The organism is Bacillus sp. ISL-35 (assembly GCF_018613355.1).
Lineage (GTDB): Bacteria > Bacillota > Bacilli > Bacillales > Cytobacillaceae > Mesobacillus.
Window position 1 is genome coordinate 311,186 of the sequence record NZ_JAGGQK010000004.1, and the last position, 20,290, is coordinate 331,475.

A 20,290-nucleotide genomic window follows, 5' to 3' on the forward strand; every position below is an offset into this window, starting at 1 on the left:
TTATTATTTTGCTCGTCAAATAAGTGGTAACAAAAAAAGAACCACAAACTGACCAATATGTGCTAAAATAGGAACGTTTGGTAAACATTCTTAGAAATAATGCCTGCAATAATTCGCTTATTAGGGCATTCTATACATGAGGAGGGTCATTATGTTTTATTTGACCTTAATATTATGTTTTTTATGCTCTATTCTTATAACACCAATAATCAAAAAGTTGGCGTTCCGATTAGGAGCCACTGATTATCCTAATACAAGGAAGGTCCATCAAAAAATCATGCCTCGTATGGGTGGGCTAGCTATCTATATTAGTTTTGTAATTGGGTTATTAATTATGAATCCTGATAGTCCATACCACCTGGCAATCATAGCAGGAAGCGTCATTATCCTGTTTACTGGAATCATGGATGATATCTTTGGCCTTTCTGCTAAGGTCAAATTTTTCAATCAGATTGTAGCTGCCTTGGTAGTTGTGGTTTGGGGCGGGATCGATGTTGATTTCATTAATCTTCCTTTTGGTGGAAGGCTTGAATTTGGAGCATTTAGCTTGCCAATTACCATTCTGTGGATTGTTGGGGTTACAAATGCGATTAATTTAATTGATGGATTGGACGGACTTGCAGCCGGTGTTTCCTCAATTGCTTTAATCTCCATCTCGGGGATGGCCATTGTAATGGGCGATGTATATGTTATGACGATTGGCTTCCTTCTTCTTGCAAGTACGTTAGGGTTCTTAATTTTTAACTTTCATCCAGCGAAGATCTTCATGGGTGATACAGGAGCATTGTTCCTAGGATATATGATTGCCGTGCTTTCATTATTAGGATTTAAAAATGTAACGTTCATTTCCTTTATTATTCCTGTTATCATGCTTGGAGTGCCGATGACAGACACAATCTTCGCTATTGTTCGACGCCTTGTAAAGAAGGCACCCCTTGCTGCACCTGATAAGTCACATTTACATCATTGCCTGCTTAACCTTGGCTTCACACACAGGCAAACAGTGCTGCTGATATATGCCATCAGCGCAATGTTTGGGCTGACAGGCTTTATCTTCTCCTTTACAACCATGTGGGGATCATTATTGATTCTCTCCATTATGATCTTGTCGATTGAATTGATTGTAGAAAGTGTAGGTTTAGTGCATAAAGATTATAAGCCGCTGCTTAATATGGTTCGTGGAATTAAATATGAAAAAAATCGTTGATAAATTGCCCCTCGTCTTTAAGACGAGGGGTTTTCGTAAAGATTTTATCATTGAAAAAAAATAACCCCTTATATTTAAGGGGTTATCGTTTGGCCATTACTGTCAGTATTTTGCTCTGTTGTCATATTGTCGCTAGTTGTATCTGTAGTAGTCGCAGCAGAATTATCAGAGCTAATGTTGAGATGCAATTGCAATGTTGCTATTGTTTCCGCTAATGCTATTTCGTCAAGCTGGTAATAATAAATTCCATCAATTCTAGAATCTGACCCAGCAAGATTTAATGTCTCTGTATTCAGGTTGCTTCCTGCTGTCGCATATTCAATGAAAGATTTCATTTGATCGAATCTTAAGTCAGTTGTCAAGTTTTTACCGACTGCTTCCATGACATCGGTATACTTACCAATTGACTTCACAGATACAGCTTTTTGGATAATCGCCTTGATGATTTCCTGTTGTCTTTTTCCGCGTTCGATGTCGTTATCGAGTTTTCTCGTGCGGGCTAAAGCAAGGGCTTCTTCGCCATCAAGAGTCTGGAGACCCTCATTTAAAGTGATTGCACCAGCGCGGTCTTTAGAATCTTGCTCCGTGAACGTGTAAGGTACATTCACTTCAATTCCATTCAGCGCATCAATTACATCGATAAATGCATCGAAATTCATTTTTACATAATAATCAACAGGAACATCAAGTAATTCTTCTACTGTTTCCAATGTAAGCTCTACGCCACCGTATGCATGTGCGTGATTAATCTTTGTATAAATGTTCTTTTCAGGAATATGGACGTATGAGTCTCTTGGGATACTTAATAGTTTAATTGATTTGTCTTCCTGGTTGAATGTAGCAAGCATTAAAGCATCAGTCCGTGAGCTTCCTTCAAATTGACGTTTGTTACTGTCATCTACTCCAATGAATAATACAGAAAAATTTTCATCGAACGGGTTTACTGCTCTTTTTCCTTCACGATCAATTGGGTTGTAGGACTCTTCCATTACCGACTCAGCTTTATTAAATAAGAATGCGCCGTATGTTATGAAGCTAAGTGATATAAGCATGAGTGGCAGTAAGACCCATCGAATCACTCTTTTCCTTCTTAAACGCTTTTTATGAAAATTATTATTGCTCCTAAGTGAAGCCATATATTAATCTCCTTTATTATAATGTTAATTTATTGTAAAGATTAAAATTGCCCAACCTCCATTTTACAACCTTTTAGCTGGTTCGTAAATTGAATTTTTTGTCAGACATCCTGTTCCATGTAGATTACTTCCCCAGACCTTATATTGGCTTGGCCATTAGTCATCTCGACCATCCACTCTTTGAATGCTTCAGTCTGGTCCTCTTCTACGTAAGCTTCGATTCCAACTTTATCCAAGTAATGAATTTCCTTCAGTTGATAAACAGAGGAGCGAAGTTCGTTTTCCACTTTTCCAAGTAAAGTGTAGGCGATGGTCGTGTGCATAATTCTCATAAGCTTTCTTTCCACTATACCCGTCGCTGCCAGTCCCTCGGACGTTGATTTCCCGTAAGCGCGTATCAGACCGCCCGCGCCCAACTTAATTCCGCCAAAATAACGGGTTATAACAACAACTGTGTCCTTTAAATGTTTCTTTTTCAGAACCTCAAGGATCGGCACACCAGCAGTCCCGCTAGGCTCACCGTCATCATTAGCTTTTTGGATTTGATCATTTTCGCCAATTATATAAGCCGAGCAATTATGGTTGGCATTCCAGTTCTGTTTTTTGATTTTCTGGATGAACTCTTGGGCTTCTACTTCTGTTTCTGCTCTTTGAATATATGCGATGAACCGAGACCTTTGAATCTCGATTTCATGTTCTCCGTAACCTTTTACCGTATAGTAACTAGCAAGCAAATCTGGCTCACCTCTCTCGAAAATTTCCCAACCCTATAATCGACATCGTTTTTATGTTCGACACGGGTACTTAGTGCTACAATTCATTATAAGTTGACGGCAATCGAGGAACAATGGTGTCTTATGATTGTAATATAACTTTAATACTGTAAATGGGTACGAATGGTATAATAGTTAGTGGTCTGACAAGCTATAATTTGTTTTTGGAAAAATGTTTTAATTTTAATTTTGGAGTTTAGCTCCTAAAATAATAGGATATAAGACTTAGGATTAAAAATCAAATCTATGTCTTTGTATCGATTTTCAACAAAATTGGCATGATTTTCTTGTTGAAAATTAGTAACAAATTAGTTTTCAAGTTAAAATATCATTAGTGCCGCCCTTGGGGGAGTTTACATGGCGATTAAAAAATTCGACACGAAAGCCCTCGATCTGATTTTGGAAAAAATGATCGAAACCGTTGGGGACAGCAAAGACGAGATCTTCCGGATCGCTGAACAGTGCCGGACGGATTATGAGTCTATCACCAACGAATTAAAAGAGATTAAGAGGAAGGTCGCACAAATCATTAATGATGGCGACAAGCTGGATGCCCAGGTAAGACGAGCGAGGCTGCGACTTTCGGAAGTAAGCAAGCATTTTAAGGACTATTCCGAAGTGCAGGTTCGCGAGGCGTATGAAGTAGCCCACAAGCTCCAAATGGACCTTACAATGAACAGGCAATTAGAAAAGCAGCTGCGTGAAAAGCGGGATGATTTGGAACGAAGGCTTGTTGGTCTGAATGAGACGATTGAACGAGCAGAGCACCTTGTATCCCAAATATCAGTTGTCATGAACTACATGATGAGTGATATTCGCCAAATGGGCCAAGCGCTTGAATCTGCCAAGGAAAAGCAGGATTTTGGTCTTAAGATTATTGAGGCCCAAGAGGATGAGCGTAAACGGCTTTCCCGTGAAATTCACGATGGGCCTGCCCAGATGATGGCTAACGTGATGATGCGTTCCGATTTGATTGAGAGGGTTTACAAAGAGCGTGGAGCAGACGAGGCCATTCGCGAGATTAAGAGCATGAAAAAGATGGTTCGATCAGCTCTATATGAGGTCAGGAGAATCATCTATGATTTGCGGCCAATGGCTCTTGACGATCTGGGATTAGTTCCTACCCTCAAAAAGTATTTGCAGACAATCGAAGAGTATCATAAGACTACCAGAATTGAATTCACTAATATCGGTGAGGATAAAAGGCTGCCTTCTAAGTATGAAGTAGCACTATTCCGGATGATCCAGGAATCGGTCCAAAATGCGTTGAAGCATGCGCAAGCAACCTTGATTCAGGTGAAGCTGGAGATAAAGAGAGATCACGTAATGGCAGTCATAAAGGATGATGGCAAAGGCTTTGACATTAATGAAAAGAAACCAGAGTCATTTGGTCTTCTTGGAATCAGGGAAAGAGTCGAGCTTTTGGAAGGTGAGCTATCCATCCATTCAAAAATTGGCACTGGGACACTGGTCATTATCCAGGTTCCGATGAACTTATAAAAAGATAGAGGCAGCTGATCTGCCAATAAAGAGAAAAATAGAGACAGAAGCCATAAGGGAGGCGAATGCTATGACAACAAAGATTGTCATTATTGACGACCATCAACTTTTCAGAGAAGGGGTAAAAAGGATCCTGGATTTCGAACCAACGTTTGAAGTAGTCGCTGAAGGCGATGACGGCAGTGAAGCTGTTGCATTAGTAGAACAGTACCAGCCAGATGTCATTATTATGGATATTAATATGCCTAACAGAAATGGTGTTGAGGCAACAGCTGAATTGATAGAGGAGTATCCTGATTCTAAAGTCATTATTTTATCGATTCATGATGATGAGAATTATGTCACGCATGCTCTTAAAACTGGAGCGACTGGGTACCTTCTGAAGGAAATGGACGCTGATGCTTTAGTGGAGGCAGTCAAAGTAGTTGCCGATGGCGGATCCTATCTGCACCCAAGAGTGACTCACAACCTGGTAAAAGAATATCGTCGACTGTCAGCTGATGAAGGTAGTACAGACAAATACATATCTCAGGTTGAAATTCGCCGCCCGTTACATTTGCTGACTCGCCGTGAATGTGAAGTCCTTCAGCTTCTTGCAGATGGTAAGAGCAATAGGGGCATTGGGGAAGCACTTTTTATCAGTGAAAAGACAGTAAAGAACCATGTAAGTAATATTCTGCAGAAAATGAATGTTAACGACCGTACCCAGGCTGTAGTCGTAGCGATTAAGAATGGCTGGGTAGAGGTAAGATAATCTTTAAGGAAACCACGTTTGTCGAATCGACAGATGTGGTTTTTTGTCGATTGGTGCAGTTTAATGTTGGAAAAATACGACAAAAAAACCACCAGAGATTTACAAAAACTTAATAATATCCGATATAATTAAGGAACAGTAAAGCGAAGGGGTGGTCAAAATATCTTCACTATGGGAACTGACAGATGAAAAGTTAATAGAAGCTTACCAAAAGGCTACTCTATTAAACTTAGATGAAAATTTTATTGAAATGCTAATAGAAGAAATCGATAACCGAGGAATAGAGAGCTTAGAAATTGAATACGTTTCTTAATGATGTGACACTGCGCAAGCGATTGCCAGTGTTTTTTTATTGCACTAATCACCGGTTAACCTAAAAGTTTATTTATAAAGGTCTTAGATAGTTCTACTAAAAGGGGATTCGTAATCGGGAAAGGAATCAAGAATCATCGCTGCCGGATTCTCTTTTCAGTTACTAATTTCTTTATCAAAATACTTTTCCCGAAAGAATGCAATTTAAAGGAAGTTCATATAAAATGGGATTGTACATACTGTAGAGAAAAACATAAGGATGGTAATATAATAATGAAAACGGCCGTTGTTACGGATAGTACTGCTTACATCCCAAAGGAGTTACGGGAGAAATGGGATATCCACATGATTCCGTTAAGCGTGATATTCGATCATGAGACATATAGAGAAGAAATAGACATCAATGCTGAGGAGTTTTACGAGGAAGTCAAGCAGCGTGAGTTACCGACTACGTCCATGCCGCCTATTGGCGAGTTCATCGAGCTTTTTGAGAAATTGGCCAAAGACTACGATTCAGTCATCAGTATCCATTTATCCAGTGGGATCAGTGGAACCTATCAAGGCGCAGTGAGTGCAGGTGAGATGGTTGAAGGTATTGAAGTATATACTTTTGATTCTGAAATAAGTGCGATGGTGCAGGGGTTTTATGCTCTGGAAGCCGCTGAGCTGGCAGAACAAGGTATTGAACCTGAGAAAATCATCGAGCGAATGAATAAGATGAAAGAGTCAATCCGTGCTTATTTTATTGTGGATGATTTAAGCCATCTTCAGCGCGGCGGCCGGTTGTCCAGTGCCCAGGCATTGATTGGAAGCCTCCTGCAGGTAAAACCGCTGCTGCATTTTGAAGATAAAAAGATCGTTCCATTCGAAAAGGTCCGTACCCGTAAAAAGGCGATGAACCGTGTCGTCGAAATGCTTGCAGAAGACGCGAACAGCGGGGGTGAATACCGCGCGGCTGTGATCCATGCCAATCGTGAGGAAGAAGCGCTTGAATGGAAAAGCGAGCTCGAGGCCCAGTTCCCGAATGTCGAATTCCTATTAAGCTACTTCGGTCCGGTCATTGGAACCCATCTTGGTGAAGGCGCCATGGGGATGGGCTGGTATAAGAAGTAAACACGGAAAAGTTATTACAACACTGTCAAAGCGCCATTTCCGTAATAGGAGGTGGCGCTTTTATTCATTATCCACATAACAATGGTAGTTATCAACAAAATGCCCCACTTACCAACAGTACATTTACTCCTCAATTGCAATTACCCACAACGAAAAACGCTCACATCTATAAAAACATAGAGTTACCAACAAATTAACCCACATTACCCACAGGAAATTGCTATTATCCACATATTAATCCACAAAAGGTTGTGATTAACTTTGATAAAAGAAGAGAAAATAATCCCCAACACCAAAAAGTCTGTTGATGAATGGACATTCACTCCTCCAATTACCCACAATCCTGCGTTATCCATATACCGCCCTTTCCAATACAATCCTCAGTTGCAAAAAATGCTCATAGGTAAACAGTTGTTGACTGATGAACTGCCTTGTACAACAGAGGAACTCCAGTATCACCATGAACATGGATATATAGTATATCGAAAGGGTTTTAATCGTAAAGAGCTGTCTTGTACAAGATGCGGCACAACTGATCCATCCTGGTTTGCGGAGTTCCCCTGTGCCAGGTGTGGAAAAGTAGAATTCTATTGCCGAAAGTGCTTGATGATGGGGAGGATTAGCGAGTGTACACCTCTAATCAGCTGGGCAGGGCCAGACCCGAAACTTGAAGTTGTGGATAAACCACTTGTTTGGGATGGTCAATTATCAGAAGGTCAAGATGTTGCTTCCAAAAGTGTGGCGGATGCTGTGGAAAACTCAAGCGAGCTCCTTGTCTGGGCAGTAGCGGGAGCGGGCAAAACAGAAGTACTATTCGCCGGCATAGCAAATGCTTTATCCACAGGCAAGCGAGTTTGTGTGGCTACGCCAAGGACCGATGTAGTCTTGGAACTGGCACCCCGACTGCAAAAAGTGTTTCCGGAAATAAAGGTTGCCGCTCTTTATGGGGGCAGTGAAGACCGCCATGAATATGCCCAGCTCACCATTGCTACCACGCATCAGCTGCTCCGTTTTTACAAAGCGTTTGATGTCATGATTGTCGATGAAGTTGACGCCTTTCCCTATTCTATCGATGAAACCCTCCAATATGCCGTCCAGCAATCAAGGAAGCATGAATCCTCCTTAATTTACTTAACGGCAACACCCAACACCCAGTGGCAAAAAGAATGCCGAACGGGCAAAAGAAACTGCATCACGATTGCTGCCCGCTTCCATCGACAACCTTTGCCGTTACCCGAGTTTGTCTGGTCAGGAAATTGGGAGAAACAGCTGAAAAAAGGAAAGCTGTCCTCTCCGATAAAAAAATGGGTGGAATCCAGGCTGGCCAGTGGGAAGCAGGCATTGATCTTCGCTCCGAAAATAGCCGTTATGGACAAGATTCTCCTCATCCTTCGCAAACTGAATCCTCGTATTGAATCCGTCCATGCTGAAGACCCCGACAGAAAAGAAAAAGTAATGAAACTCCGCAACAAAGAAATCACAATCTTGCTGACGACAACGATTTTAGAGCGAGGTGTTACCATACCCAATATCGATGTTGCCGTCATCGGCTCGGAGGACAGGGTTTTTACCGAGAGTGCCCTTGTCCAGATTGCCGGCCGGGCAGGGAGGAGTGCGGAATATCCCACAGGTGCTGTAACATTTTTTCATTATGGGAAAACAGAAGCAATGCTAAGTGCCCGCAGGCAAATTGTGATGATGAACAAGGAAGGGATCGAGAAGGGACTGATTGATGTATGAATCATTGTTTATTATGCCATGCAGAAATGGAACCAGTATTATCGTGGCAATCCCTTTTTGGTAAAAAAGAGAGTCCTAATATTTGTGGAGAGTGCAAGGGAAACCTTGCTGCGATAACTGGTGAAGTGTGCGAAATTTGCGGCAGGCCATTTGCCTTTTTGGAATCGGAATATCGTTCGGAGAATATGTGCCTGGATTGCAGGCGCTGGGAGGAGGATGGGAATTGGAGTGGAACTCTTGATCAGAACCGGTCACTGTACCGCTATACCGATTATATAAAAAACGTAATCGCTAAATTTAAATTCCGCGGAGACTATATTCTGGTCAGTGTATTTGCTGCAGATCTCCGGCAGGCTTTGCAAGATTTTCAATATGATTATATTGTTCCCATTCCTCTCAGTGAAGAACGACTTTTCGAAAGAGGCTTCAATCAAGCTGAAGCTCTAATCACCACTGCTGGCTTTAACCCAATCCACCTGCTCTCAAGAATCCACACTGAAAAACAGTCAAAAAAATCCCGTCCAGAAAGAATCCATCTACAACAGGTCTTCAAATTGGAAACAGAACTAAATCTTAACAGTAAAACAATTTTGCTCATTGACGATATATATACTACAGGCTCAACGCTGAGACATGCGGCTAAAATATTAAAAGACAACGGAGCGGCAAAGGTGTATTCATTCACTTTGGCACGCTAGATGAGATATGATTGAAGGAGGAAGGACAGTGGACCTTCAAAATTGCCCAAAATGCGATTCACTTTATGTGAAAAATAAATTTCGTGATGTATGTGAAAAATGCTGGAAAGAAGAAGAACAAGCTTATGATTTAGTTTCCAAGTTCATGAGAAAACGTGAAAATAGAGCGGCAACGATCTTGCAAGTTGTAGAAGCAACAGGCGTTTCTGAAGAGTTAATTTTAAAATTTATTAAAGCCGGCAAATTCCAGCTGACTCAATTCCCAAACTTCGGTTACCCATGTGACAAATGTGGAAGTATTATACGTGAAGGCAGGCTCTGTGCAACCTGCGCAAGCGGTTTAAAGGCGGATTTGAAAACTGTTGAATATGAAGAACAACGGAAGAAAGAACTAGCAAAACGCGCGACTTTTTTCACACATCGAGATTAGGTGAAAAGAATCATTAAATATCAGCGGACCATTGCCGATAATAAAGGTAGAAATCGTTCTGAAAGAGAGGTTTAGACGATGAAGATAAATAATAATTTTGGCCCATCCGGGATCAATCCATATAAACGCCAAATGAACAAACTGGATGCAGCCGCAGCTGCCCAAAACAAAAAGGCTGATAAAGTCGAGATTTCTTCAACTGCCAAGGAAATGCAGCAGCTTTCCCAGGTATCAGTGGAACGCAAGCAAAAGGTTGAGGAATTAAAAATCCAGGTGGAGAACGGCACATATAAACTGGATTCAAAAGAGACTGCCAAAAGCATCATCAATTTCTATCGTAATAAATAAGAAATATACTCGTCTCACAGACGAGTGTTTCTTTATGCCTAATAAGGAGGGCAGTCCATGTCTGTTGAATCACTGATTAGCATCATGAATAAATTACACAAGGTACATAAAAGCCTTTACGAATTGACGGTAAAAAAGACCGACATCGTGAAAAAAGGAGATACGGCTGCCCTCGACCAGCTTTTGAAGGATGAACAGGCCCATATGGCAGCAATCAATAAGCTGGAGCAAGAACGGGCCGCTGTATCAAATACGATTTTACCGAATGCATCTTTACAGGAAATAGCTGAGGCAAATCCTGCAGGAAAAGAGCAGCTTTTACAAAAAAAAGAAGATTTATTAGATGTCATTACAGAAATCAAGGCGCGGAACGAACTGAATCAGCAGCTGATTCATCAATCACTGCAATTCATCAATTTTTCCAAGAGCCTTGTAATGCCTCAAGAAAAAGAGATTAATTATGGACCGCCAGCTGGCAAAAAAGCAAAGCCTGGTCAATCGCCGGGAATGTTCAACTCAAAAGCATAATATTTGGAGGAACGAAACATGCGTTCAACCTTTATGGGATTAGAAACAGCGCGCCGCGGAATGTTCACGCAGCAGAGCGCTTTGCATACAACAGGACATAATATATCGAATGCCAATACTCCGGGCTACACACGCCAGCGGATTAATTTTGAGCAGACAGAGCCGTATCCAAACGCTTCACTTAACCGCCCTCAGATTCCTGGGCAAGTTGGTACTGGGGTAAAAGCTGGTTCGATCCAACGTGTGCGGGAAAGTTTCCTTGATGTCCAGTACCGTGGCGAGAATAATAAGCTGGGATACTGGGAAACTAGGGCAGAGGCTTATACTAAACTCGAAGAAGTATTGAATGAGCCTTCCGAATCAGGTCTTGCGAAGACAATGGACCAGTTTTGGCAGTCATTGCAGGATTTAGCTGTAAACCCGACCAATCCAGGTGCTCGTTCGGTAGTACGTCAGCGTGGGATTGCGGTTGCAGAGACGTTCAATTATCTACAAAATTCACTTTCTTCAATTCAGCGAGATTTGAAGAATGAAATCTCTGTTACGGAAAAAGAGATCAATTCGTTAACTTACCAGATTAGTAAGATCAATGGCCAGATTGCTGATGTAGAACCACATGGTTATTTGCCTAATGACTTATATGATGAGCGCGACCGACTGATTGACCAATTAGCTTCCATAGTAAATATTAAAGTTGATTACACAAACTCAGGTGGCGGCTCACTTAAAATGGCGGATGGACAGGCAGTCATTAAGATGGTTAGTGACAGTGGTAAAGAGCTGGGCATTCTTGTAAGTGGAGACCGTAATAACAATGTGACTGTAAACTTTGATGGTGCAGATGAAGCAGTTAAGACCGTTTCTATTGGCAGTTCAAAGTTTGATTTTACTGAACTAAAATCAACTGGAAAGCTTAAAGCCTTAATAGATTCATATGGCTATGAGGAAAACGGAAAAGTGACTGGTGTCTATCCTAATATGATGACAGAGTTGGATAACCTTGCCTATACCTTTGCAATAGAGTTTAACAACGTACACAAAGACGGAATGAGCCCAAATGACATTGCCAATCAGACAAAGGCTGGTAATTCATTCTTTGCTGATTCAGAGAATGCTGACCTCCAACGTAAAGGATTCGCAAGCAGGATTCAGCTGGCGGATGCAATTAATCAGAGCCTTGATAACATCGCAACTGCAGATGGAGCAGATATTGTGAATGCAACAATCGGGGATTCTTCTAATATCTTAAAGCTTGCAAATATCATTAATGAAAAATTTGATTACGCCGGCGACAACGAACAAGCAAACTTCCGTAATTACTACGAAGGCGTAATCGGCGGCATGGCTGTTAAATCGCAAGAAGCTGTTCGGCTTACTCAAAATAGTGGCTCACTGAGAGAATCCGTGGAAAATCGCCGGAAGTCAGTCAGCTCAGTATCTTTAGACGAAGAAATGACAAATATGATCCAGTTTCAGCATGCCTACAATGCATCAGCCCGGATGATCACCCTCCAGGACGAAATGCTAGATAAAATCATCAACGGCATGGGAACTGCAGGAAGATAGGTGAAATGAAATGCGCATAACACAATCAATGCTTTCTTCCAATTCATTAAGGAATCTAAGTGAAAGCTATCGTCGGATGGGTCAGTACCAGGACCAGCTGTCTACGGGAAAAAAAATTACAAAGCCCTCTGATGACCCTGTCGTTGCGATGAAAGGGATGTTTTATCGATCAGGATTGACGGAAGTTGAGCAGTATAAGCGGAACCTTTCAGAACTCTATTTGTGGATGGAAAACTCAGAGGCAGGAATCGAGCAAGCCAATAATGGTTTGCAGCGGGTTCGTGAGCTGGTTATTCAGGGGAAAACAGGTTCATTGAGTCCTACTGACCGTGAGGCTATTGCCCGTGAGGTAGAACAAATAAAGGGTGATATGGTGCAGGTCGCCAACACACAGGTATCCGGCCGTTATATTTTCCATGGGACAGATACGGATCATCCGCCGGTACCGACTGCGAATCCGCCAAAGGTCGCGGCGAACCTTGCTGACCCTGATATTAACTCGTACAAAGTGGAAATCTCACGTGGAGTTTCGTTAAGGGCGAATGTCAATCCAAATGGCGTCTTCAATCAGGAACTTTTTGATGTTGTCCAAGGTATCCAGACAGCATTGGAGAGTGACAACACAGCCGAACTAGAAGGTTTGCTTGGACGCTTGGATGGATCAATGGACAAGCTTTCAGCCGAACGATCTGAGTTGGGTGCACGATACAATCGTCTTGAAATGATTGATGATCGAATAGCTCAGCAAGAAATAATGGCCAACCGTGTACTGTCAGATAATGAAGACGCGGATATAGAAAGGGTCATCACCGATTTAAAGACACAGGAAAGCGTCCACCGTGCAGCACTTGGAGTCGGAGCTCGAATTCTGCAGCCGACACTATTAGACTTTTTAAGATAAGCTATTCTCATTGGGAATAGCTTTTTTTTCTAGGAGGGATGAGTGATGGAATTTCCTCAAATACGTTTGCAATCAACTTTTGGCCAGACAGAAATCCGTACCATGCAATCACGGCTGGAAATGGAGCAGCCCAAAGCGGAATTAAGTATCCAGCAGCCCGCAGCCAAACTAAATATTGACCGCAGGCCAGCAAGACTGACGATTGACCAGACTGAAGCTCGTGCTGATATGGATTTAAAGCATATATCCCGCCGTATTGAAGAGGCGGCACAGCAGGGTTATCAAGATTGGCTCGCGGGTCTTGCGCGGGTTACCCAGGATGGAGATGAGCTGATGATGATCGAGAATGGCGGCCATCCAATTGCAGATCAGGCAAAACGGAACAGTGAGTCCCCGTTGCTTGATTTTAATATTGGCTGGATTCCTTCCTCGGGTAGTGTGAAATTAGAATATGACCCTGGCAAAGTTGAAATTACCTGGAACACAAACCGACCGGTGATTGAGAGTCGAATCAACAAACCGATAATTAGTTATACGGCAGGCAAAGCCGAAGTTAGCTTGAAGCAGCATCCATCGTTGAAAATAGATTTTGCCAATCTAAAGCATGTCGGAATTAATTATGAACAATCTATTTAAGGAAGGGTTCTAAAATGAAAATAAACACGATGTACCATGGTGAAGTGGAAATTAATGAGATTTTGACTTTTGAAAAAGGAATACCGGGTTTTGTGGAGGAGAAACAATTTGCGTTGCTGCCATTGTCTGATGATGAATTCTATTATGTCCTCCAATCAGTGTCGACTCCAGGATTGGCGTTTGTACTGACGAATCCTTTTCATTTTATGAAAGAGTATGATTTTCAGCTGGAGGAAGGGGCGGTAGAGGAATTGAGCTTAGAAAGTGAAAAAGATGTTACAGTCTACTCAATCCTGACTGTACAGGATCCATTCGAAAAAACAACCGCAAACCTGCAGGCTCCAATTATCATTAACCTGAAAAACCGCAAGGCAAAGCAGGTCGTCCTACACAATGAACAATATAAGACTAAACACCCAATATTTGAAAAAGCAGAAGTGAAGGGGTGACCAAACATGCTTGTACTCACAAGGAAAAACGGCGAAAGTATCAAAATCGGCGATGACATCGAAATCACTATCGTCTCAGCCAAAAATGACCAAGTCAAAATAGGTATTAATGCACCAAAGAATATTGAGGTCTTCCGAAGTGAAATCCTTGAACAAATCAAAACAGAAAATCAGGAAGCCTCACAAGATATTACTTTTCTATTAAAATTCATGAAAAAAAATTAAAAACAATATTAAACAATTTTAAATACACGACGATAAAACTATTGTAAGAGAAAATAAGGGCGGCCGACCTTATTGACTCAGACAAATACCCTTTTTGTTCACAAGGATGTGAACAACAAATTCAAGGAGGAAACAAAAAATGAGAATCAATCACAATATTGCTGCTCTTAACACTTACCGTCAATTAAACAATGCAACTGGTGCACAATCAAAATCAATGGAAAAATTAGCTTCAGGTCTTCGTATCAATCGTGCTGGAGATGATGCAGCTGGTTTAGCAATCTCAGAAAAAATGCGTGGGCAAATTCGTGGGTTAGATCAAGCATCACGTAACTCACAGGATGCAATTTCTTTGATTCAAACTGCTGAAGGTGCATTGAATGAGACTCATGATATTTTACAGCGTATGCGCGAATTAGCTGTTCAATCTTCAAATGATACTAATACAAGTAACGATAGAACAGCTCTTCAAAACGAAGTCAATGAATTAACTAAAGAAATTACACGTATTGGAAATCAAACAGAGTTCAATACAAAGAAATTATTAAATGGTCAAGGTGCTTCTAGCTTAAGTTTCCAAATTGGTGCAAACGAAGGTCAAACTCTTGCCCTTGGCATTAGTGCTATGGATGCATTCTCTCTAGGTGTAGCATCTGGTTCTGCAGCAACTTCAGCCGCTGCTGCATCAGTTACTTCTGGTATTGATATCTCTACTGCAGCAACTGCAGCTACTTCTGCAATTACAGTTATTGATTCAGCTATCCAAAGAGTTTCTGATGAGCGTGCTAAATTAGGGGCTAACCAAAACCGCTTAGAGCACACAATTAACAACTTAAACACATCTTCTGAAAATCTTACAGCTGCTGAATCTCGTGTAAGAGATGTTGATATGGCTAAAGAAATGATGAATCAAACAAAGAACTCTATCCTTTCTCAAGCTGCTCAAGCTATGCTTGCTCAGGCAAATCAACAACCTCAAGGCGTTTTGCAATTATTACGTTAAAAAAAATTCCTATCTCCTTCTTGGAGATAGGATATTTAAAAAAAGGTCGTATTTTTTATACGGCCTTTTTTTAAATAAATGCATCTAAGGAGTGTCATAAATGAAACCATTTTTATCAGTATGTTTGATAGTGAAGGACGAAGAGAAGGTACTTAGTAGATGCCTTGAATCAGTGAACGGCATAGCAGATGAAATAATTATTGCAGATACGGGTTCCGTAGATAGAACCAAAGAAATTGCGTTAAAGTATACAGATATGGTGTACGATTATAAATGGGATGAAGATTTCTCCAAGGCACGGAATTTTGCTGCATCGAGGGCGTCAGGAGAATGGATTTTTGTAATTGATGCGGATGAATATGTAGATCGCGATAGTTTTTTGAAATTTAAAACTAATTTAAAGGAAAATCCAGTAGATTCCAACATACTTGCAGTACAAATAGTGAATTTTGTTGGGGCTAATGGTAAAGATACTGTTCTCAATTATCATGAGAGGATATATCTAAATAATGGGATAATTTTCTATTACAGGCCTATCCATGAGATGTTAAAACACAAAGAGGCACATGAAAAAAGGGGATTTGCCCAACTTCAGATTTTTCATTCTGGGTATATGGAAAATGTAATTAAAGAAAAACAAAAATCTAAAAGAAATCTTTCATTATTAATCAAGAAGAAAGTTAAAGAGCCTATTGATTATTACTTTCTCGGTAACGAATATTATCAAATAGGAAATTTAGAAAAAGCTATTAATTATTATAAAAAAGGCTACCAATTAAAAGAAAATATTAATATTGACTGGGTAAAAAAATTGCTAGTTAGACTTGTTAACTGCTTACATATTGCAAATAGAGATACAGAAGCAATGGAAATTATAGATGCTAGTGAAGAGGTTTTTGAGAATCTAGTTGATTTTAAATTCTTGAAAGGGAAAATCTTATTTAACCAAGGGAAGATAAAGGAAACAATTAATATATTTGAGGACATATTGTTAAAGAAAAATAAACTAATTGCTGATTCGAGTATGGATTACTTAGAGTATTTACCGCATAGATATCTTGGAGAATTATATGAAAAGGAGAACAATTTACATTTAGCTGTTCATCACTACTCAAAAACTATTTCTATAAATGAATCAGATGATCTTGTTTGGGTGAAGTTAATAAATTTATTAGCAAAGCACTCAACGATGGATGAACTAACAAATTTTATAAACAATAATTGTTTGAAAAGAAACACAATGAATCCCTTAAGATTAATTAAAATCTTGCTGATGATACCAAATAAACATGTTCAAAAACTAACAAGATCTTTGATTAGTAAAACACCACTCGCCATAGAAGTTGAAAAAGCATTAATACTAAAAAATCTTTTCTTAGATGATAATAAAGATGACATTTTAGAGTTTTTTATAACTAATAATATAGAGGAAATCAGCCTTATATTATCTCAAGGTATATTTCAAGTTGTAGACTTAATACTAATTGCTTTGGAGACAAAAGATGATTTGTATAAAAATATACTTTTTGGTTTGAAATTTTCTGAGCCAATTAATAACTTATTAAATTTATTGTTCCTTGAAAAAACTAATGATTTGTCAAGTTTTGAAGAAGAATTACTATCACTTATTATAAAGAACGCGGAAATACACGGGAAACACGAATTGTTTGCATCTTAAACGACATAACAAGTATTAAAAAGAGATATATAACATTTACCGGAAAAAATCATAAATGTTTTCACGAGGGGTATAAATAAGCGATGTTCAAAACGAGTATTATAATTTTAACTCATAATAAATTAGAATATACAAAACAATGTATTGAAAGTATAAGAAGATATTCGGATGAAGGTACATATCAAATAATCATTGTTGATAATGCATCCACCGATGGGACAGTTAGTTGGTTGAAAAAACAATCAGACTTAACTACAATCTTCAATGATAAAAATTTAGGATTTCCAACAGGATGTAACCAAGGAATTAAGGTTGCAAGTGGTGATGATATCTTACTTCTTAACAATGATGTAGTTGTTACAGAAAATTGGTTGAAGAACTTAAAGTCATGTTTATATAGTAGTGATTCAATTGGTGCTGTAGGACCTGTTACTAATTCTGCTGCTTACTATACAATGGTCCCAGTTGAATATTCTTCAATGGAAGAAATGCATCAATTTGCAAAAGGATTTAATCAATTAGACGCAGAGAAATGGGAGCAAAGACTAAAACTTATTGGTTTTTGTATGTTAATTAAGAAATCGGTAATTGAAGAAGTTGGACTACTAGATGAAATATTTTCCCCCGGGAATTTTGAAGATGATGACTACTCCTTTAGGATACAAAAAGCAGGATATAAATTAATACTCTGTAAAGATACTTTTATACACCATTATGGAGGAACATCATTTAAAGAAGACATAGAAAAATACCACCAAGTACTTAAAATGAATGAGGATAAATTTGAAACCAAATGGGGATTTAATTCTACGTATTCTACCTATATTAGAAATGAAATTGTTGAGCTCATTGATAGTTCAAAAGATGCAGCGATAAATGTACTTGAAATTGGTTGTGCCTGTGGGGGTACTTTATTAAAGATCAAGAATTCGTATAAAAACGCAAACTTATATGGAATCGAATTTAACGAAAATGCCTCAGCTATAGCTAACCAATTTGCTAATGTTAAAGCACAAGATGCAGAAAGAGAAATGGACTATCCTAAGGGTTTTTTTGATTACATTATTTTAGCTGATGTATTAGAACATCTATACGATCCATGGGCAGTCATGAAAAATATTCGGAAATATTTAAAAGAAGATGGTAAAGTACTGATAAGTATTCCTAATGTTATGCATTTCAGTTTGCTGCAAAAGGTTATTAAAGGTAACTGGACATATACAGATGCTGGGTTACTTGATAAAACACACATTAGATTCTTTACTTTAAATGAAATAAAGAAAATGCTTTTGGATGCAAATTATTCAGGTATTGAATTTGGTGCTTCAACTGTTGGGAAAACTACGGATGATGAAGCTTTTATTCAACTTTTAACTAAGATAAGTGATTCATCATTAGAAGGGCAATACAATGCATATCAATATATCGTCAAAGCTGTTAAAAGTGATAAAAAAACTAAATTGATTAATATATTAAATACTTTAGAAACAAATCTCATCCACCACTTAGACGAAGATTTAGAATTAAATTTAAACGAATTAGAAGGCTTCAGTACAGAAGAAGTAATTACGGGTGTTTGTTTACATGTTGAAGATAAGATAGGAGTTTTAAATTATCTTGCAATCAGAAACTATGGAAAAGCTTCCATAGATGAGGTTATTCCGTATTTGCAAAGAGCTCTTGAACTTAGACCGGATGATTCTGATACAATATATAATCTAATTTTTGTCTTGAAAAGTATAGGAGAATTTGAACTAGCCAAGCAATATTTTGATTCCGTTCAAGAAAAGGACCCTGAGTTTATCTCACTTTACAAAGAATTATTAGAACTAGACACTAAAAATAAAGTTGAATTTTTAAATAATAATATGGAGAATTGTGATTCCTATTTATTAGATCAGGCAACGGAAATTAAAAATGCTAAAGAATTACCGTATTATAAAGCTGGAAGAAAAAACTTTGTAACTTTATTTCCTGAAACAGAAAATGTACATCTTACAAAAGATGTTGGTATGATTGGATATACTTTATATAAAAAGCATGATTTTAATTCCACAATTGCTTGCTATGAAAACGGAGATTATCCTTATCTAGAAAAAGAAGTACGTGGATTAAATATAGATTTTATCTCTAAAACAGGGAATACATTGGAAGATGGAAAGTTATATTTACTTAATAATGCCCTAAATATTGATATACTTCATCTATTTCATTTAGAAACAAGAAGTTTAGTTTGGATTCAAACATATAAGGCTATAAATCCTGTGGGGAAAGTATATCTAAAACTTGATGCAGACAGTAGATTTATGAACTCTATGATAAATGAGGAAGTTATAAATATATTAGGACTATGTGATGTAATTAGTGTCGAAACTAAAGGGATGTATAAATATTTAAATGAAGTATGGCCTTTAAGACATTATGGTTTGAATAAAGAATGGCCTCTTAGAATCGAATATATACCAAATGGATTCTTTGAAGATTTTGATAGCCTTGCCCATGAAGAGCCCTTAAAGATTCAATATGAAGAAAAAGAAAATTTCATATGCACAGTTGGAAGAATTGGTTTAGTGCAAAAGGCAAACGAAATATTATTGGAAGCCTTTAGAATCGCTTCTCCCAAAATGCCTAATTGGAAATTAAAAGTTGTCGGGCAGGTTGAAGAACAATTTATTTCTTACCTTCAAAGATTTTTTATTTTAAACCCTGAGTTGCAGGAAAAAATAATAATAACCGGAAATATAGTGGAAAAAGATTTGTTGGAGGAAGAATATAGAAAAGCAAAGGTCTTTGTGTTAACATCGCGATTTGAAAGCTTTGGTTTAGTCTTAGCAGAAGCTGCAAAGAATGGCTGCTATATTATATCTTCTGATATTTTTCCGGCTTGGGATATTACAAATAATAAAAAATATGGTGATATTTTTGAAATAGATAATATAGAGCAATTAGCTCGAATGTTAATTGAAAATTGCAATGACATTATTTTAAAAGAAAAATGTATAGGTATTCAAGATTATGCATACTCACATTTTAGCTGGCCAGGTATTTGCCAAGAATTACTACAGTTATTAGATGAAATTTAATATCAGGAACCGAAAAACTGCGTAATATGGTATTTAATGTATTTATGGAAAGTAAAATTTGCAAAAATAATATCATTAAATAATTAATGTTTTTGAGACAGGTCCCAAAACTAAACAACCAGTTGTCGAAAATTACATTAGGACTGGTTGTTTAGTTTAAATTCGAATGTTTAATACTTAATTAAATATATTATTTTGTTTCCCCACTAA

At 38.6% G+C, this 20,290-nt stretch carries 20 protein-coding genes; 18 read left to right on the plus strand and 2 right to left on the minus strand.

Going from position 1 to position 20,290, the window contains the following annotated elements:
• The first annotated feature begins 151 nt into the window (after positions 1–151).
• A complete protein-coding gene (locus tag J7E38_RS07495; protein ID WP_215038294.1) occupies positions 152–1,207 on the plus strand; it encodes a glycosyltransferase family 4 protein in 1,056 nt (351 codons plus the stop codon).
• Between the two features lie 74 nt (positions 1,208–1,281).
• Here J7E38_RS07495 and J7E38_RS07500 read toward each other — a convergent pair whose 3' ends face one another.
• Both J7E38_RS07500 and J7E38_RS07505 read right to left on the minus strand, forming a co-directional pair.
• Positions 1,282–2,343, minus strand: a complete 1,062-nt coding sequence (locus tag J7E38_RS07500) for an LCP family protein (RefSeq protein WP_214706239.1) — start codon at positions 2,341–2,343, stop codon at positions 1,282–1,284.
• Positions 2,344–2,444: 101 nt separating this feature from the next.
• Entirely contained in the window at positions 2,445–3,077 is a 633-nt protein-coding gene (locus J7E38_RS07505; RefSeq protein ID WP_214706240.1) for a YigZ family protein, read from the minus strand.
• Between the two features lie 396 nt (positions 3,078–3,473).
• On the opposite strand from J7E38_RS07505, the gene J7E38_RS07510 reads away from it, so the two are divergent.
• From J7E38_RS07510 to J7E38_RS07590, 17 genes are all read left to right on the plus strand, one after another.
• Positions 3,474–4,616: a sensor histidine kinase gene (locus J7E38_RS07510; RefSeq protein ID WP_214706241.1), complete on the plus strand. Its 1,143-nt coding sequence runs from the start codon at positions 3,474–3,476 to the stop codon at positions 4,614–4,616.
• A 70-nt stretch (positions 4,617–4,686) separates the two neighbouring features.
• Positions 4,687–5,370, plus strand: a complete 684-nt coding sequence (locus J7E38_RS07515; protein WP_214706242.1) for a response regulator — start codon at positions 4,687–4,689, stop codon at positions 5,368–5,370.
• Between the two features lie 151 nt (positions 5,371–5,521).
• Positions 5,522–5,683, plus strand: coding sequence for a sporulation histidine kinase inhibitor Sda (sda, locus tag J7E38_RS07520; RefSeq protein WP_214706243.1), 162 nt, complete (start codon positions 5,522–5,524; stop codon positions 5,681–5,683).
• 272 nt (positions 5,684–5,955) lie between these two features.
• Positions 5,956–6,795 (plus strand): DegV family protein, encoded by an 840-nt coding sequence (locus J7E38_RS07525; RefSeq protein ID WP_214706244.1) that lies wholly within the window; start codon positions 5,956–5,958, stop codon positions 6,793–6,795.
• 393 nt (positions 6,796–7,188) lie between these two features.
• Positions 7,189–8,535, plus strand: a complete 1,347-nt coding sequence (locus J7E38_RS07530) for an ATP-dependent helicase ComFA (RefSeq protein ID WP_214706583.1) — start codon at positions 7,189–7,191, stop codon at positions 8,533–8,535.
• Complete coding sequence (locus tag J7E38_RS07535) at positions 8,532–9,233, plus strand: ComFC family protein (RefSeq protein WP_214706246.1); 702 nt, start codon at positions 8,532–8,534, stop codon at positions 9,231–9,233. The genes J7E38_RS07530 and J7E38_RS07535 overlap by 4 nt, the downstream gene beginning before the upstream one ends.
• Positions 9,234–9,261: 28 nt before the next feature.
• Positions 9,262–9,663, plus strand: coding sequence for a TIGR03826 family flagellar region protein (locus J7E38_RS07540; protein WP_214706248.1), 402 nt, complete (start codon positions 9,262–9,264; stop codon positions 9,661–9,663).
• Between the two features lie 78 nt (positions 9,664–9,741).
• Positions 9,742–10,011 carry a flagellar biosynthesis anti-sigma factor FlgM gene (gene flgM, locus J7E38_RS07545; RefSeq protein WP_214706250.1) on the plus strand — a complete coding sequence of 90 codons (270 nt, stop codon included), beginning with the start codon at positions 9,742–9,744 and terminating at the stop codon, positions 10,009–10,011.
• Between the two features lie 57 nt (positions 10,012–10,068).
• Complete coding sequence (locus J7E38_RS07550; protein ID WP_214706252.1) at positions 10,069–10,539, plus strand: flagellar protein FlgN; 471 nt, start codon at positions 10,069–10,071, stop codon at positions 10,537–10,539.
• An 18-nt stretch (positions 10,540–10,557) separates the two neighbouring features.
• The gene (gene flgK, locus J7E38_RS07555; protein ID WP_214706254.1) at positions 10,558–12,105 is read left to right on the plus strand and encodes a flagellar hook-associated protein FlgK; all 1,548 of its coding nucleotides are present in this window, start codon (positions 10,558–10,560) and stop codon (positions 12,103–12,105) included.
• A gap of 10 nt (positions 12,106–12,115) precedes the next feature.
• The gene (flgL, locus tag J7E38_RS07560; RefSeq protein ID WP_214706256.1) at positions 12,116–13,006 is read left to right on the plus strand and encodes a flagellar hook-associated protein FlgL; all 891 of its coding nucleotides are present in this window, start codon (positions 12,116–12,118) and stop codon (positions 13,004–13,006) included.
• 45 nt (positions 13,007–13,051) lie between these two features.
• Complete coding sequence (locus tag J7E38_RS07565; protein ID WP_214706258.1) at positions 13,052–13,642, plus strand: DUF6470 family protein; 591 nt, start codon at positions 13,052–13,054, stop codon at positions 13,640–13,642.
• Between the two features lie 14 nt (positions 13,643–13,656).
• Positions 13,657–14,091 (plus strand): flagellar assembly protein FliW, encoded by a 435-nt coding sequence (fliW, locus tag J7E38_RS07570; RefSeq protein WP_214706259.1) that lies wholly within the window; start codon positions 13,657–13,659, stop codon positions 14,089–14,091.
• A gap of 6 nt (positions 14,092–14,097) precedes the next feature.
• Positions 14,098–14,316 carry a carbon storage regulator CsrA gene (gene csrA / locus J7E38_RS07575; protein WP_214706260.1) on the plus strand — a complete coding sequence of 73 codons (219 nt, stop codon included), beginning with the start codon at positions 14,098–14,100 and terminating at the stop codon, positions 14,314–14,316.
• Between the two features lie 139 nt (positions 14,317–14,455).
• Positions 14,456–15,319 carry a flagellin Hag gene (gene hag / locus J7E38_RS07580; protein ID WP_214706261.1) on the plus strand — a complete coding sequence of 288 codons (864 nt, stop codon included), beginning with the start codon at positions 14,456–14,458 and terminating at the stop codon, positions 15,317–15,319.
• Positions 15,320–15,419: 100 nt separating this feature from the next.
• Positions 15,420–16,997 carry a glycosyltransferase gene (locus J7E38_RS07585; RefSeq protein ID WP_214706262.1) on the plus strand — a complete coding sequence of 526 codons (1,578 nt, stop codon included), beginning with the start codon at positions 15,420–15,422 and terminating at the stop codon, positions 16,995–16,997.
• A gap of 83 nt (positions 16,998–17,080) precedes the next feature.
• Positions 17,081–20,080, plus strand: coding sequence for a methyltransferase domain-containing protein (locus tag J7E38_RS07590; protein ID WP_214706263.1), 3,000 nt, complete (start codon positions 17,081–17,083; stop codon positions 20,078–20,080).
• Positions 20,081–20,290: the final 210 nt, after the last annotated feature.

Excerpts from the sequence above, each read along its gene's own strand:
- J7E38_RS07495 (WP_215038294.1), top strand. The coding sequence starts at position 152 with ATGTTTTATTTGACCTTAATATTATGTTTTTTATGCTCTATTCTTATA.
- J7E38_RS07500 (WP_214706239.1), bottom strand. The coding sequence starts at position 2,343 with ATGGCTTCACTTAGGAGCAATAATAATTTTCATAAAAAGCGTTTAAGA.
- J7E38_RS07510 (WP_214706241.1), top strand. The coding sequence starts at position 3,474 with ATGGCGATTAAAAAATTCGACACGAAAGCCCTCGATCTGATTTTGGAA.
- J7E38_RS07515 (WP_214706242.1), top strand. The coding sequence starts at position 4,687 with ATGACAACAAAGATTGTCATTATTGACGACCATCAACTTTTCAGAGAA.
- J7E38_RS07525 (WP_214706244.1), top strand. The coding sequence starts at position 5,956 with ATGAAAACGGCCGTTGTTACGGATAGTACTGCTTACATCCCAAAGGAG.
- J7E38_RS07530 (WP_214706583.1), top strand. The coding sequence starts at position 7,189 with ATGCTCATAGGTAAACAGTTGTTGACTGATGAACTGCCTTGTACAACA.
- J7E38_RS07535 (WP_214706246.1), top strand. The coding sequence starts at position 8,532 with ATGAATCATTGTTTATTATGCCATGCAGAAATGGAACCAGTATTATCG.
- flgM (WP_214706250.1), top strand. The coding sequence starts at position 9,742 with ATGAAGATAAATAATAATTTTGGCCCATCCGGGATCAATCCATATAAA.
- J7E38_RS07550 (WP_214706252.1), top strand. The coding sequence starts at position 10,069 with ATGTCTGTTGAATCACTGATTAGCATCATGAATAAATTACACAAGGTA.
- flgK (WP_214706254.1), top strand. The coding sequence starts at position 10,558 with ATGCGTTCAACCTTTATGGGATTAGAAACAGCGCGCCGCGGAATGTTC.
- flgL (WP_214706256.1), top strand. The coding sequence starts at position 12,116 with ATGCGCATAACACAATCAATGCTTTCTTCCAATTCATTAAGGAATCTA.
- J7E38_RS07565 (WP_214706258.1), top strand. The coding sequence starts at position 13,052 with ATGGAATTTCCTCAAATACGTTTGCAATCAACTTTTGGCCAGACAGAA.
- fliW (WP_214706259.1), top strand. The coding sequence starts at position 13,657 with ATGAAAATAAACACGATGTACCATGGTGAAGTGGAAATTAATGAGATT.
- csrA (WP_214706260.1), top strand. The coding sequence starts at position 14,098 with ATGCTTGTACTCACAAGGAAAAACGGCGAAAGTATCAAAATCGGCGAT.
- hag (WP_214706261.1), top strand. The coding sequence starts at position 14,456 with ATGAGAATCAATCACAATATTGCTGCTCTTAACACTTACCGTCAATTA.
- J7E38_RS07585 (WP_214706262.1), top strand. The coding sequence starts at position 15,420 with ATGAAACCATTTTTATCAGTATGTTTGATAGTGAAGGACGAAGAGAAG.
- J7E38_RS07590 (WP_214706263.1), top strand. The coding sequence starts at position 17,081 with ATGTTCAAAACGAGTATTATAATTTTAACTCATAATAAATTAGAATAT.